13 protein-coding genes are annotated in these 14,132 nt (G+C 73.0%); 5 read left to right on the top strand and 8 right to left on the bottom strand.

Annotated elements, in window-relative coordinates:
• Positions 1 to 9 precede the first annotated feature (9 nt).
• Complete coding sequence (locus ABZZ38_RS08395; protein WP_356737057.1) at positions 10 to 1,530, bottom strand: DUF1996 domain-containing protein; 1,521 nt, start codon at positions 1,528 to 1,530, stop codon at positions 10 to 12.
• Between the two features lie 287 nt (positions 1,531 to 1,817).
• Positions 1,818 to 2,810 (bottom strand): NAD-dependent epimerase/dehydratase family protein, encoded by a 993-nt coding sequence (locus ABZZ38_RS08400; RefSeq protein WP_356737059.1) that lies wholly within the window; start codon positions 2,808 to 2,810, stop codon positions 1,818 to 1,820.
• Between the two features lie 224 nt (positions 2,811 to 3,034).
• Between ABZZ38_RS08400 and ABZZ38_RS08405 the strand changes: the two genes are divergently transcribed.
• Together ABZZ38_RS08405 and ABZZ38_RS08410 are read left to right on the top strand one after the other, a co-directional pair.
• Complete coding sequence (locus tag ABZZ38_RS08405; RefSeq protein WP_356737061.1) at positions 3,035 to 3,613, top strand: hypothetical protein; 579 nt, start codon at positions 3,035 to 3,037, stop codon at positions 3,611 to 3,613.
• A 76-nt stretch (positions 3,614 to 3,689) separates the two neighbouring features.
• Positions 3,690 to 5,171: a PepSY domain-containing protein gene (locus tag ABZZ38_RS08410; protein ID WP_356737063.1), complete on the top strand. Its 1,482-nt coding sequence runs from the start codon at positions 3,690 to 3,692 to the stop codon at positions 5,169 to 5,171.
• Here ABZZ38_RS08410 and ABZZ38_RS08415 read toward each other — a convergent pair.
• From ABZZ38_RS08415 to glnII, 3 genes are all read right to left on the bottom strand, one after another.
• The gene (locus ABZZ38_RS08415) at positions 5,168 to 5,704 is read right to left on the bottom strand and encodes a winged helix-turn-helix domain-containing protein (RefSeq protein WP_356737065.1); all 537 of its coding nucleotides are present in this window, start codon (positions 5,702 to 5,704) and stop codon (positions 5,168 to 5,170) included. The genes ABZZ38_RS08410 and ABZZ38_RS08415 overlap by 4 nt on opposite strands.
• 211 nt (positions 5,705 to 5,915) lie before the next feature.
• Positions 5,916 to 7,106 carry an acyltransferase gene (locus ABZZ38_RS08420; protein ID WP_356737067.1) on the bottom strand — a complete coding sequence of 397 codons (1,191 nt, stop codon included), beginning with the start codon at positions 7,104 to 7,106 and terminating at the stop codon, positions 5,916 to 5,918.
• Between the two features lie 141 nt (positions 7,107 to 7,247).
• Complete coding sequence (gene glnII, locus ABZZ38_RS08425) at positions 7,248 to 8,279, bottom strand: glutamine synthetase (RefSeq protein ID WP_356737069.1); 1,032 nt, start codon at positions 8,277 to 8,279, stop codon at positions 7,248 to 7,250.
• 297 nt (positions 8,280 to 8,576) lie between these two features.
• Between glnII and ABZZ38_RS08430 the strand changes: the two genes are divergently transcribed.
• Complete coding sequence (locus ABZZ38_RS08430; protein ID WP_356737071.1) at positions 8,577 to 9,506, top strand: Gfo/Idh/MocA family oxidoreductase; 930 nt, start codon at positions 8,577 to 8,579, stop codon at positions 9,504 to 9,506.
• A 37-nt stretch (positions 9,507 to 9,543) separates the two neighbouring features.
• Here the strand turns inward: ABZZ38_RS08430 and ABZZ38_RS08435 are convergent, their stop codons facing one another.
• Positions 9,544 to 10,338 carry a hypothetical protein gene (locus ABZZ38_RS08435; protein WP_356737073.1) on the bottom strand — a complete coding sequence of 265 codons (795 nt, stop codon included), beginning with the start codon at positions 10,336 to 10,338 and terminating at the stop codon, positions 9,544 to 9,546.
• Positions 10,339 to 10,458: 120 nt separating this feature from the next.
• Positions 10,459 to 10,821, bottom strand: a complete 363-nt coding sequence (locus ABZZ38_RS08440; protein ID WP_356737075.1) for an arsenate reductase family protein — start codon at positions 10,819 to 10,821, stop codon at positions 10,459 to 10,461.
• Positions 10,822 to 10,954: 133 nt separating this feature from the next.
• On the opposite strand from ABZZ38_RS08440, the gene ABZZ38_RS08445 reads away from it, so the two are divergent.
• Positions 10,955 to 11,230, top strand: coding sequence for a hypothetical protein (locus ABZZ38_RS08445; RefSeq protein ID WP_356737077.1), 276 nt, complete (start codon positions 10,955 to 10,957; stop codon positions 11,228 to 11,230).
• 49 nt (positions 11,231 to 11,279) lie between these two features.
• Here ABZZ38_RS08445 and ABZZ38_RS08450 read toward each other — a convergent pair whose 3' ends face one another.
• A complete protein-coding gene (locus tag ABZZ38_RS08450) occupies positions 11,280 to 12,896 on the bottom strand; it encodes an alpha/beta fold hydrolase (RefSeq protein WP_356737079.1) in 1,617 nt (538 codons plus the stop codon).
• Between ABZZ38_RS08450 and ABZZ38_RS08455 the strand changes: the two genes are divergently transcribed.
• The gene (locus ABZZ38_RS08455) at positions 12,895 to 14,094 is read left to right on the top strand and encodes a winged helix DNA-binding domain-containing protein (protein WP_356737082.1); all 1,200 of its coding nucleotides are present in this window, start codon (positions 12,895 to 12,897) and stop codon (positions 14,092 to 14,094) included. The genes ABZZ38_RS08450 and ABZZ38_RS08455 overlap by 2 nt on opposite strands.
• Positions 14,095 to 14,132: the final 38 nt, after the last annotated feature.

A 14,132-nucleotide genomic window follows, 5' to 3' on the forward strand; every position in this document is an offset into this window, starting at 1 on the left:
AGATGGTGATCAGGCGCAACGGCGACCGCCGTTGATGCAGTTCACCATCTGCTTCATCACGCCGCTGTTGAAGACATTGATGAAATCCCCGTGGTCGGTGACCGGCTTGTGGAGCTGCTCGGGGAACGAGTCCACGGCGAAGGTCGTACCGGCCGGGACGTCGTAGACGATCCGCTGGACCAGCTGCGGAATGGCCCGGAAGCCCTGGGGGCAGCGTCCGTTCCCGTCCGCGAAGGCGACATGCGTGCGGTGATTGGCGCTGTCGGTGTTCTGGCCGTCCCAGCAGCTCTGGAACTTGAATGTCCGTACGACGTCACTTCCCTCGGGACAGACCGGGTACTTGTCCTTCAGCTGGCGGTCCTCGAATCCGGTGCAGCTCCAGGAAGCGTTCGCGTTGGCGTCACCGTTGGTGAATGCCTTGGCGTCCCCGGTGATGATCCGCAGGAAGCGCGGCATGGCGGTGACCTTCGACACCGGGCTGCCCACGAAATTCATGGTGACCTGGACGGGTGTCTGGATCTCGCCGACGTTCTGGTCCTTTCCGCCGCCGTCGGCGTTGGCGTCATTGTCGTTCTGCCCGTTCTGCAGGCGCAGGACCGGCCAGAAGTACGTCGACTTGTCACCCTGGTTGCGGCAGGTCGTCCGGCCGCGGGCGAGGTCGTCGTCGCTGGCGAAGGCGTCATTGGCCTGGTTGCCCACGTAGTCGTGCATATGGTGGGCGCCATTGCTCACGCCCGGTGCGACGATCACGTTGTCCGGGTTGAACTTCCCGTTCTCGTTGCGGCCGCAGTCGGTGGTGAAGACGCCTCGGGAGGCGCCGCGCAGCTTTCGGGGGTTGCGGACGTTGGGCTGGACGGACTGGATGTCGACGAAGTCACCGGCGACGGGACCGTTACCGGCCTGTCCCTGCCCCTGACCGTTGCCGTTGCCCTGGCCTTGGCCCTGGTCCTGGCCTTGGCCTTGGTCCTGGCCCTGCTCATCGCCCTGGCCCTGGTTGTCGCCGTTCTGGCCGCCGCCGTTCTGACCGTTCTGACCGTCCCCGTTCTGGTTGTCGGCGTCGTCCGCGCGCAGGGTGCACGGCGCCATGCTCTCCAGGCCCTGCGGGCGCTCCGCGCTGCGGCCGATGGAGATGGTGATCCGCTCGATCGCCGCCACCCGCTTGTCCTTCAACGGATTGAGAATGGCATTCTCGGCGAACCGGGGATCCTGCTGAATCCGTTGCTTCTGCTCGGCGAACCGCTGGTAGGCCTCGGTGATCTGACTGTCCATGTTCGCCAGTTCACGGTCCACTTCCCCGCGCGCCTGATCGGGCACTTGGGGAAGGCCGTTGGCGACCTCGGGGCAGTCGATGGTCGATACCTGCTGACCGGCATTGAGGGTGTTCTGTTGCTGAGGCGGCGGGCTGTACCAGCCTTCACCCGCGGATGCGTAGAAATTGGCCGCAATCAGCCCACCCCCGCCCAGTATCAGGGCAGCCGAGGCGGCGATCGCCCGGTTGGCCAGCGTTGAGCGTTTTCGTGTGCGTCCCATGGAACTCCAATCCCGGGAGGGGAGAACCGCTCCGTTGCATACGGAGGCGGTGGGCGGCACGTTCAGCGTGCGTACGGTTTCGTAGAAATCTACGTCCGCAAAGCGGGCGAACCCTCCCGGGAAGTCCGCCGCGCCCGCGTCACACCCGCGCGGCCGATCCGCGTCACACCCGCGCGGCCGATCCGCGTCACACCCGGGCGGCGGATCCGCGTCACCCCCTCATGGCCCCGGAGCGCACCCGCGCCGCCCGCGCGCCGCCCGCCCGCCGCACCGCCACGGCCCGCCCGTCAGAGGCCCAGCGCCTTCGCCTCCTGCTCCGGGGTCACCCCCACCCGCGCCCGGTCCGCGCGCTGCGGCGCCGTCCCGCCGAGCGTGCGCAGCCACGCCCAGGTGTCGGCGACCGTCTCGGCCGCGGGGCGGCACCGCAGGCCGGCCGCGACGGCCTTGGAGACGTCGGCACGGTGCATCGCGTCGTACATCTCGCCCGGCGGCGTCCAGATGGGCAGCTGGCTCCAGGGCTCGATGCCCGCGTCGAGGATCGTCCGCGGCTCCGTCCAGCGCAGTTCGGCGTCCGAGCCGGTGACGCGCACGCACGCGTCCAGCAGGTCGCCCATCGTCGTGTGCCCGGGCGGCGAGACCAGGTTGTACGGGCCGGAGAGCCCGGCCTCCGCGGCGTCCAGGATCCACGCCGCCAGGTCGCGCGCGTCGATGTACTGCAGGGGCAGGTCGCGCGGGCCCGGCGCGAGCACGGGGCCACCCCGGGCGATCCGGTTCAGCCACCACGGCAGACGGCCCACGTTCTCGCCCGGCCCGATGAGCAGGCCCACGCGGGCCATCAGCGTGCGCTCCTCACCGAACTTCCCTGCCGCGGCCAGCTCGCCGCCCCGCTTCGCCTCGGCGTACGGCACATCGGTGGCGTCCGGGGACGCCGTGACGAGCGGACCGTCCTCGGCCAGCCCCGCCGCCGGGGGCCACGCGTACACCGACCGGCTGGAGACGTACACGTACCGCCCGGCCCGCTCCGCGAGCAGCCGCGCCGCGTCCCGTACGGCCACGGGCGCGTCCGCCCACGTGTCGACGACCACGTCCCAGGACCCGGGCGCGTCCGCCAGGGCGGAGAGCCCGCCGGGCGCGGTGCGGTCGCCGAGCAGGGACGTCACCCCGGCGGGCGGCTCATGGCGACCGCGGTGGAAGACCGTCACCTGCCCGCCCCGGGCGAGAGCCGCGTCCGCCACGGCGCGCCCGGCGAACTCCGTACCACCAAGAATCAGAAGTCTCATCCGGTGACTGTGCCCGAGGTCCGGGGCGCGGCCCGGCCTTTCCGCTACCAGGAGAACGGAACCGGACCGATCAGCAGGCCCGGAGGGCACCTGCTCTGCCGCCCGGGGCAGCGGGGTGGCACCATGTGCGGACGATGACGGATCCCCGGTCGCCGATGCGCGCCTTGCGGGCCGCACTGTTCGCGGTCGTGTGTGTGGCTTTGGCCGCAGTGGGGCATTCGTCCATGTCTGCGCACAGCATTCCGCCGACCGCGCTGCTCGCCGCCTTCGTGTCGACGGCGACCCCGGCCTGGCTGGCCGCGTCCCGCCGCAGAGGGACGCCCTTCATCGCGACGGGCCTCCTCACCCTCCAGGCCACCCTGCACGTCACCTTCGGCGCGGGCCACCACCACCACACCGCCGCCCCCGCCCCTGCCCCCGCCCATGCCCACACCCATGCGGGCATGGCGGAGACAACGGCCTCCGACGGCGCCTCCACCCTCGCGGCCATCGGCCTCGGCGGGGCCTCCGCCGGCATGGTGGCCGTCCATCTGCTCGCCGCGGCGGTCTGCGCCCTGTGGCTCGCCCGTGGCGAGGCGGCGTTCTTCCGGGTCGCCCGGGCCATCGGGGCCCTCGCGTTCACCCCGCTGCGCCTGCTGCTCGCCGTCGTACGGCTGCCCGATGCCCCGCGCCCACCGCGCGGAGCCCCTACCCGCACCGCGCGACGGCACCACGGGGTCGTCCTGGCGCACAGCCTGTCGCGGCGGGGACCGCCCGCGCCCGCCGTACCCCGCGCCACGGTCCCCGGAGCGACGCTCGTCTGACCCGGGGGCCGCTTCCCCCTGCGTACGCCGCGAACACCCGCGTACGCCGCAGACAACGCCGACTCCCAGGACAGTCATGACCATTGACGACCGCACCACACCACCCACCCCCACACCGACCACACCCACCCCCACACCGACCCCGGCCCCCACCCCTCCGGCCGGCACGACATGGGGGGCCCTGCGCCCCCTCCTCCTGCGCATCCACTTCTACGCGGGCCTCCTGATAGCCCCGCTCCTCCTCGTCGCGGCCGTCAGCGGGCTCCTCTACGCCCTCTCCTTCCAGGCCGAGAAGGTCCTCTACCGCCACCAGCTCCAGGTCCCGGCCGGCGACCGCGTCCTCCCGCTCTCCGCACAGGTCGACGCCGCCCGCGAGGCCCACCCGGAGGGCACCGTCACGGCCGTGTGGCCGTCGCCCGAGGAGGGCGCCACCACCCGCGTCCTGATGAGCAGCCCCGAGGTCGAGGAGGGCAAGTCCCTCGCCGTCTTCGTCGACCCCTACACGGCAGAGGTACGGGGAGACCTCCCCAGCTACGGCAGTTCGGGCGCCCTTCCGCTGCGTGCCTGGCTCTCCGAGTTCCACGCGAACCTGCACCTCGGCGAGGTCGGCCGCCACTACAGCGAGATGGCCGCCAGCTGGATGTGGGTCGTCGCCCTCGGTGGCCTGCTGCTCTGGCTGGGCCGCAGGCGGACCGCGAAGCGCGCCCTGTTCCTGCCGGAGCGCGGGCCCGGGTCCCGTCGCCGCACCCTCTCCTGGCACGGCTCCGTCGGCCTGTGGGCGGTGACCGGACTCGTCCTCCTCTCCGCCACCGGCCTCACCTGGTCCCGGTACGCCGGCGAGAACGTCGACGTGCTGCGGACCCGGCTCGGCTCCACCACCCCCACCGTCTCCGCCACCCTCGGCGGGGCCACCGCGACCCCGGACGGCGGCCACGAGGGCCACGCCACCGGCCACCACGCGCAGGCCCCGCAGGGCCCCGACATCGGCATCGACCGGGCGGTCGAGGCCGCCCACGCCACCGGGGTGGCCGGCCGGATCTCGGTGACCCTCCCGGCCGAGGGCGACGGATACGTCGTCCGGGAGACCGACACGCAGTTCCCGCTCCACCTCGACGCGGTCGCGATCGACCCGGCCGACGGCACGGTGCTGGACGAGCTGCGGTTCGACGACCACCCGCTGCTCGCCAAGCTCACCCGTATCGGCATCGACGCCCACATGGGCGTCTTCCTGGGCCTGCCCAACCAACTCGCCCTCGCCGCGCTGATGCTGGGCCTGATCCTGCTCATCGTGTGGGGCTACCGCATGTGGTGGCTGCGCAGGCCCACGAAGGAACGGAAGCTGAGCGCCGGCCGCCCGGTGCCGCGCGGCGCCTGGCGCAGGCTGCCGGCCGCCCTGCTCCTCCCGGTGGCCGCCGCGACGGCACTGGTGGGCTGGTTCGTCCCGATGCTGGGCGTCAGCCTGCTGGCGTTCCTGGCGGTGGACGTGACGCTGGGCCTGCTCGCCCGGCGGCGCGCGGCCCGGAGCGCCGTCCGCGACGATCGTGATCAATACACCTAGGGCGCGTACGTGTAGCCGACCCGCCGCACGGTCCGGATCGTGTGGCGGTGCTCGGCGCCCAGCTTGCGCCGCAGCCGGGCCACGTGGACGTCGACGGTGCGCCCGTCGCCGACGTGGCCGTAGCCCCACACGGTGGTGACCAACTGGTCGCGGGTGTGCACCCGGTGCGGGTTCGCGACCAGGTGCGCCAGCAGTTCGAACTCCAGGTACGTCAGCTCCAGCTGCCGCCCGTCCACCTGGGCGGTGCGCCGGGTGGTGTCGATCGTCACGGGGCCCTCGCCGGCGGTGGCGGGCGCCACGGCCACGGCGCCGGTCTCCTGCTGCTCGGCCGGTACGAGGAGGAGGTACCCGATCATCGGGGGCTGCCCGGGCAGCGTGGGCACGGTGTGCGCCGGAGCGGGCAGCCAGGTCGCGCCCGGCGGCAGCAACCGGGTGACGTCGACGACCTCGTCCCGGCCGACGGCACGCAGCCGGTGCCGGCCGAGGGGCGGGGGAGTGGTGGTCGCGGCGGAGACGGTACGGGTGTTGGCCATGATGAGTCAGCTCTTTCGCGCGGAGGGACGGAGAACGCCTGTGCGCGACGGCCGAAGGCCCGGACACGAAGGTGCCGAGGGCTTTAGAGGGCCGGCGCGTTCCTCACGCGGCAACACACCCGGTCGAAGTCGTGGTGCTGACGGGACGGCCAGAACGGCTCGAGGTCACTGCGACCCGGCGCGATGTTCCGAAGGCTGTCCATGCCCCCATTCAAGCAGAAGTGGCGCGTGACGTCGCCCGCTTGTCCCACCATGTGCGCAGCCGGCGCTCGGCCGGACGCTCCACCAGATGGTGCAGCGCCGCGGCGGCGACCAGCGAGACCAGCAGCAGCGCCCCGTACCACAGCAGGTTCGACCAGCCCACCGGCTGACGGCCGTGGACGTCCCGCAGCGCGTAGATGAAGGTGGCGTGCACCAGGTAGAAGGCGAACGACCACTCACCGAGCCGGACGAGTGCCCGCCCGCGCAGCAGCGAACGCCGGCCCACGACATCGCTCCACGCCACCGCCGCGATCATCGCCGCGCACGCGACGATGATCCACTCCGCCTTGGCGACCCGCACGACGTCCGCGACGAACTCCACGGCCGCGCTGTCGAACGAGCGGCCCTCGCTCATCACCAGCCACCCGACGAGCGCCCCCGCGCCCAGGTAGCACCAGAGCGGCCGCACGCGCACCCGCCACCCCGTGAGCATGGCGCGCGCGATGCCGATGCCGATGACGAACTCGCTGAGCCGTACGACCGGATACGGCACGTCCGCGAGCCAGGAGGCGGGCCACGCCCAGGCGGCCGTCCGGTGGAGCAGCGCGGCGGCGAAGGCGAGCACCGTCAGCGCCAGCGCCCCGCGCGCCCGGACCCGGCCGAACAGCCGGTGCAGCGCGGGGTGCAGGGCGTAGAAGAAGTACTCGCACGTCAGCGTCCACGCCGCCGGGTTGCCGGAGAAGGTGACGACCGGGTCGAGCGACCAGCCCTGGAGCAGCACCACCGACAGCAGCAGGATGCCGGCGCTGAACGGTTTCACCCACCAGTCGGCGGGCTCGGGGTGGAGGCTGTAGAAGACCGGGAGGGCGGCCAGCAGCGCGACGAGGTGCGACGGATGGATCCGTGCGAGGCGCCGCCAGTAGAAGGTCGGTGCCGTGACGCCGGGCCGGGCCGACCAGGTGAGGACGAACCCGGACAGGACGAAGAAGAGGGTGACGCCGTAGGTGCCGTACGAGAGGAACTCGTAGACGGGCAGCGGCGCCAGGTTCGTCATATGGTGCGCGAACACCGCGAAAGCCGCCCACCATCGCAGACCGGTCAGCGAGTCGAGCCGTGGCGCCGGCCCGTCCCCCGGCACCGGCCGCCGCGGCCGGGGCACGTGTGCGGTGCCGCTGGATGCCGACGTCAGCGGCTGCGTCATGCGGGGGCCTCTTCGTACGAACGGGGGAAGGACCCGGCAGAGTGTAGTGCGGTCGTGCGAGAGGGCGCCCGCCGGTCCCGGCGGGCGCCCTCCCGGCGTGCGTACGGTGTGGGTACGCCCCCCGTACGCCGTGCCCGTGGATCAGACCTGGCCGGCCTTCTCCAGGGCCTCGCAGCAGGTGTCCACCAGCAGGCGCGTCACCACGTACGGGTCGACGTTGGCGTTCGGACGGCGGTCCTCGATGTAGCCCTTGCCGTCCTTCTCGACCTGCCACGGGATGCGGACGGAGGCGCCGCGGTCGGAGACGCCGTAGCTGTACTCGTTCCACGGGGCGGTCTCGTGCAGACCGGTCAGACGGTCGTCGATGCCCGCGCCGTAGTTCTTGACGTGGTCCATCGGCTTGGAGCCCTCGCCGAGCGACTCGCACGCGGTGATGATCGCGTCGTAGCCCTCGCGCATCGCCTTCGTCGAGAAGTTGGTGTGCGCGCCCGCGCCGTTCCAGTCGCCCTTGACCGGCTTGGGGTCGAGGGTGGCGGAGACGTTGAAGTCCTCGGCGGTGCGGTAGAGCAGCCAGCGGGCCACCCACAGCTGGTCGGAGACCTCCAGCGGCGCCAGCGGGCCGACCTGGAACTCCCACTGGCCCGGCATGACCTCGGCGTTGATGCCGGAGATGCCCAGGCCCGCCTTCAGGCAGTTCTCCAGGTGCGCCTCGACGACGTCACGGCCGAAGATCTCGTCGGCGCCGACACCGCAGTAGTAACCGCCCTGCGGGGCGGGGAAGCCGCCGGCCGGGAAGCCGAGCGGGCGCTCGCCGTCGAAGAAGGTGTACTCCTGCTCGATGCCGAAGATCGGCTCCTGGGCGGCGTACCGCTCCGCGACCTCGGCCAGCGCCGCACGGGTGTTGGACGAGTGCGGGGTCATGTCCGTGTTCAGGACCTCGCACAGGACGAGGATGTCGTCCCCGCCGCGGATCGGGTCCGGGCAGGTGAAGACCGGCTTCAGGACCCGGTCGGAGGCGTGGCCCTCGGCCTGGTTCGTGCTGGACCCGTCGAAGCCCCAGATGGGCAGCTCGGCGACGCCGGCGACGGCCTGCGCCAGTATCTTCGTCTTCGAACGAAGTTTGGCGGTCGGCTCGGTGCCGTCGATCCAGATGTACTCAGCCTTGATGCTCACGGGGGGCCTCATCCTTTGCGGGTGCAGCGGTATGGGGCGCAGCTTCGCAATGCCGGATTTCCCGACCGTTGCCCGTTTGTGAACCTCGTGTTACTCAGGTTTCCTGGGTTTTCCCCACCAGCTGTGCGGCGGTGCGGACGGCCGGAGGTGATCCGGAACACTCGCCGTCGTCCCACATCATGGACAGCCCGCGGGTACGGCTCCCCGCGCGGCGCGCCTGGAGGCCGCCGCGGTCGTATACGGGCCGCGCACCCGCCTGACCGGCATGATTGTCGTACGGAGGGCAGACTGGCGGGCATGAGCAGCACACCGCGCATCGGACTCCTCGGCACCGGCCCCTGGGCCGCCCGCACGCACGCCCCCGCCCTCGCCGCCCACCCCGGCGTCGAGTTCAGCGGGGTGTGGGGCAGACGCCCCGAGGCCGCAGCCGCGCTCGCCGCCGCCCACGGCACGCGGGCGTTCGACGACGTGGACGCGCTGTTCGCGGCGAGCGACGCGGTCGCCCTCGCCCTGCCGCCGGACGTCCAGGCGCCGCTCGCCGCGCGGGCCGCGGCGGCCGGCTGCCATCTGCTGCTCGACAAGCCCGTCGCGACGAGCGTGACCGACGCGGCCGAGGTGGCGCGGGCCGCCGAGAAGGCGGGGGTGGCGTCGGTCGTCTTCTGCACGCTGCGGTTCGCGGCGGACACCGCGCCCTGGATCGAGGAGCAGGCGGCGCGCGGCGGCTGGTACCTGGCGCAGGCGCACTGGCTGGGCGCGCTCTTCTCGCCCGGCTCGACGAGCGCGTACGCCGCCTCCCCCTGGCGCCGGGAGCGGGGCGCGCTGTGGGACGTGGGCCCGCACGTGCTGTCGGTGCTGCTGCCGGTGCTGGGCGACGTGACGGAGGTGGCGTCGGCCGTGGCGGGGCCGGGGGACGCCCGGCACCTGGTGCTCCGGCACACCTCGGGGGCGGACAGCACGGTGACCCTGAGCCTGGGCGCGCCGGTGCGGGCGGCGGAGGCGGGTATCGCGCTCTACGGCGACCACGGGCGGGCGGCGATGCCGTCGTGGGCGGACGCGGTGGGGGCCTTCGGGGCGGCCGTGGACGCGCTGCTGGAGTCCGTACGCCACGGGGTGCCGCACGCCTGCGACGTACGGTTCGGGGCGCGGCTGACGGAGCTCCTGGCGGAGGTAGAGGAGCGGGCGGAGGCGCAGGGGCGGACGGAGGCGGAGGCGCGGCTCGCCGACTGAGCCGCGCATCCTGTTTCCGGGGTGGCCGACCGGGCCGTCAGCCGACCCGCTCGATGCGGGCCTTGCGGATCAGGAACTTCCCGGGCTCACGGACCTGCTCGAAGGCGGCGTTGTTGAGCAGGGCGCAGCTTCCGGAGACGGACGTGACCTCGACGGTGGTGGACTTGCTGTTGTCCAGGTTCGTCACCTTGAGCTTGGTACCGACCGGGAACTGGTTGCTGGAGGCCGCGGGGGCGCCGCCCTCACCGGAGAGGGTGACGGTCGACCCGGCGCAGACGACTTCACCGCCGGCCTGCCCGGTGGCGGCGTCCTGCCCGTTACCGGCGCCTTGACCGTTGCCGTTGCCGTTTCCGGCGTCCTGACCCTGTTCGGTACCCTGCCCGTTGCCGTTGCCGTTGCCGTTGCCGTTGCCGTTGCCGTTGCCGTTGCCGTTGTTCTGGCCCTGGCCGTTCTCCGCGTCCTGCCCATTGCCCGCCGCCTGGTCCGCACCCGCACCCGCACCCGCGCCCGCGCCGGGGGCCCGGCCGCCCGCCTGGGCGTCGCCCGCGCCGCCGCCCTGCCCGACCTCACACCCGGCGGCGGCCTGCTGGCGCTTGATCTGCTCGATCACCGCCAGCCGGTTGGCGATCCGCGCCTCCGACTGCGCGTCGGGGTTGGCGCGCTGCCCGGCGATGAACTTCTCGTTGTTGCCCAGCGCGGTGGCCAGCCCGTCGCAGGCGACCGACGCCTGACTGGTCCCGGTCATCACCACTGCCGTACCGCCGGCCAGCGCGACCGCGCCGACGAGCAGGGCCAGCTTCTTCTTCCCGCTGAGCGTCCTCTTGCGTGACACGTGGGGGGCTCCTGTCCCCGGCCGCGGGGGGACGGCGGCCGGATCGGTTCCGTGTGTGCCCCTACGTACGAGTAGCAAGCCGGTTCTGCTCAACCCGGGCCGCGCATGGCGGACTTCCGGTCAGGAGCGGCCGAGCGCGTCCCGTACCGCTTCGTCCGTCCGGGCCACCACCGCCGTACCGTCGTCGGCCGTGATGATCGGACGCTGGATCAGCTTCGGGTGCTCCGCCAGCGCCGTGATCCAGCGCTCGCGCGCACCGGCCTCGCGCGGCCAGTCCTTCAGGCCGAGCTCCTTGGCGGCGGCCTCCTGGGTGCGGGTGATGTCCCACGGCTCCAGCCCCAGCCGCGTCAGTACGTCGCGGATCTCGTCCGCGGACGGCACGTCCTCCAGGTAGCGGCGGACGGTGTAGTCCGTGCCCTCCTCGTCGAGCAGCTTCAGGGCGCCACGGCACTTGGAACAGGCGGGATTGATCCAGATCTCCATGCCGTCACCGTACCGCCGCAGTCCCCGGAAACCCCGGCCGGCCAGGGCCGATTGTCAGTGGTCGCCGGTAAAATCGAAGGAGTCAGTGAGGGCCCGGGGGAGGGCCCCCACACCGCGTACCAGGAGGTCGCCGATGGCTGTCGCCGCGGTCCGGACACTGCCCCTCGAACCCTGGAAGCCCCTTCAGAAGAAGCCACTGCCGGCGGGTCGGCCCCGCGAGTGGTACGTCTCCCACAACCGCCGCCTCAAGGCCATGCGGCTGGCCATCGCCCTGCTCGACTCGGGCGTCTACCACCCGTCCAAGGCCGACGACGACACGATACGGAGCACGGCGGCGCGCGTGGGCGTGCACCCGCCGTCCGACACCACCTGCCGCATGGTGCGCACCCTGATCCGCCGGGGCCGCTGACATCCAGGCCGGTGCCCGCCGCCCTCACCCGGGGCGGCGGGCACCCGTCCTACTCCGGCCGGCCCAGCAGCGCCCCAAGGTACGCCTCCAGACGGGCCGTCATCAGTCCCGGGGTCAGGTCCGTACGGCCCAGCGCCCGCCAGGGCCGGGCCATCTTGCCCGCGTCCGGCGCGAACGCCAGCGCGTCCAGGAGACGCCAGTACAGCCGGGCGTCCGGGTCCCCGGACAGGACGCCGCCGTGGGCGACGTACCGCTCGGCGAACCGCAGCCCGCACTCCACCCCGTACAGCAGCACCAACGCCGTCGAACAGTGCGCCACATCGAGGTCGGCCGGACCCCAGGACGTCTCCACCCAGTCGACGACCCCGCTCACCCGCAGCGCGCCGCCCGAGCCGGTGAACAGGACGTTGCCCGGATGGAAGTCCCGGTGCAGGAAGCGACCGTCGTACGCGGGCGCCTCCCGCCCGATCACCTCCACCGCCCGCGCCCACAGCCCCGGCCGGTCCGTGGAATCCGGCAGCCGGACCCGATCCGGGGACGTCCACGCCTGGTAGGGGCGCGGCCGCGCGCCCTCCGGCACCTCGACGGCGTGGACGCGCGCCAACTGCCGGGCCAGCAGCTCGACGCGCCGGTCGAGGTCGCCCTCGTCGACGCGGACGGTGCCGGGCAGACGCGTCATCAGCAGCGACGGCGCGTCGCAGTACTCACCGGCGGGGTCGACGGCCACGCACTGCGGGACCGGGATGCCCGTACCCGCCAGCAGCGCCAGGACTTCGGCCTCCCGCGCGAGCAACCCCGGTGCGTGCCTCCGGTAGAAGGGCTTGACGAAGGACCGCAGCACCAGGTCCCGTTCCCCGCCCGGCGCCTCCGCGCGCAGCAGGCGCATCTGCGAGGTCCAGCCGCCGCGCAGCCACCGCACCGGCCGTACCCGCTCAACGTCCGGCAGTGACTTCTCCACCCAGGCGGGCGTTCTCGGCCGCTCCAGTACGGCGTCGGCGAACCGCCGCCGGGCCTCCGCCTCGCGGGCGAACCACGTCGCCAGCCCGTGGTCGGCCCGCTCCAGGTCCAGCCGCCGGTAGCGTGACCGAGCGGAAAACGCCTCCTCGACCGCCTCCGTGACAGCCGCCGGAATCACCTGGTCCGTCCCGGGCACGACGAGGACCGCCGCCCCCTCGAACTCCTCGAAGGCCTTCAGCGCCCCCGACGTCCGCCAGCTCCCGTCCCGGCGGATGATCTCCGTGAACCCGTCACCGAACCGGACTCCCCAGGCCTCCGCCGCGTACACGGCGGGCGCGCACAGCCCGACGGCGGCAACCCGCGCACCGTAGTGACGCGTCAGATCGGCGACCGTCTGCCCCGCCATGCTGAAACCGACCAGCACCAGCTCGTCGCCGTCCGCCGCCACCCGGTCGATCACGGCGCGCGCCTGTGCGAACCGCCGCTCCAGGCTCGACTCCCTCAGCTCACCGCTGCTGTCCCCGTGCCCGGAGAAGTCCAGCGCGACCGCCCGGCAGCCCCGCCGCGCGAACTCCTCCACCACCGGCAGCAGCCGTTCCTTGCTCGCGCCGCCGGCCCCGTGCATGACCACCACGGTCGGGCCCGCCGCCCCGCCGGAGCCCCGCAGCACATAGCTGATCCGCTCATCGTCACAACCGACCGTTTCCATGGCTACGTTCTACGCCATGACCCTTGCCCGGCCCCGTATGACCACCGAAGAGCGCAGACGCCGCCTCGCCGTACGCCACCACCTCGCACCCGCGGCCCGTGCGGCGACGGTCGAGGAGATCGCGGCCTCGCTGACGGCCCTGCACGGCACCGACCCGGCCACGGTCCACCTCGCCGCCGGCGCCCGCCTCACCGACCCGGCAGGCCCGGTGGCGGCCATGGAACGGGCGCTGTACGAGGACCGCACCCTGATCCGTATGCACGGCATGCGCCACACGGTCTTCGTGATCCCCGCCGCCCTGGCCCCGGTCGTACAGGCCTCCACCACCGACGCCGTCGCCGCCCGCGAACGAGCCACGCTGCTCAAGCAGCTGAAGGCCGGCAGCTCCCTCGACGAGCGGTGGCTGGCGGACGTCGAGAGGTCCACCCTCGAAGCCCTCGCCCGCCGCGGCGAGGCCACGGCCACCGAACTCACCGCGGATGAGCCGCGGTTGCGCGAACAGTTCGTGTACGGCCCCGGCACCAGCTACGAAACGGTCCAGTCCGTCTCGTCCCGGTTGCTGCGTCTGCTCGGCACCGAGGGCCGCGTCGTCCGGGGCCGCCCGCTCGGCTCCTGGACGTCCAGCCGGTTCCGCTGGGCGATCGCGCCCGCGCTGCCCGACCTCCCGCCCGCCGAGGCCCGGGCCACACTCACCCGCCACTGGCTCGCCACCCACGGCCCGGCGACCGAGGCGGACCTGGCCTGGTGGACGGGCTGGAAGATCACCGACGTACGCGGAGCCCTCAAGGCCGTCCGGGCCGTCCCCGTGGACCTCGACGACGGCGCCACCGGCCACGTCCTCCCCGACGACACCACCCCCACCGAGCCGCCCGGCCCGTGGGCGGCGTTCCTCCCGGCCCTCGACCCCACCCCCATGGGCTGGCAGCACCGCGACTGGTACGTCGACCCCGCCCACCGCCCCGCCCTCTTCGACCGCAGCGGCAACATCGGCCCCACCCTCTGGTGGGACGGCCGCGTCATCGGCGCCTGGGCCCAACGCCCCGACGGCGAACTGATCTGGCGCCTCCTGACCGACGCCCCCGGCGACGAGGCGACGACGGCCATCGAAGCGGAGGCATCCCGCCTCCACACCTGGCTGAACGGCACCCGCGTCACCCCCCGCTTCCGCACCCCCCTGGAACGCGAGCTGTCCGCGTAGCCCGCCGCGGACACGGCGCCCCGGGCCTCGCCCGCGCC

Source organism: Streptomyces sp. NPDC006368 (genome assembly GCF_040612535.1).
Lineage (GTDB): Bacteria > Actinomycetota > Actinomycetes > Streptomycetales > Streptomycetaceae > Streptomyces.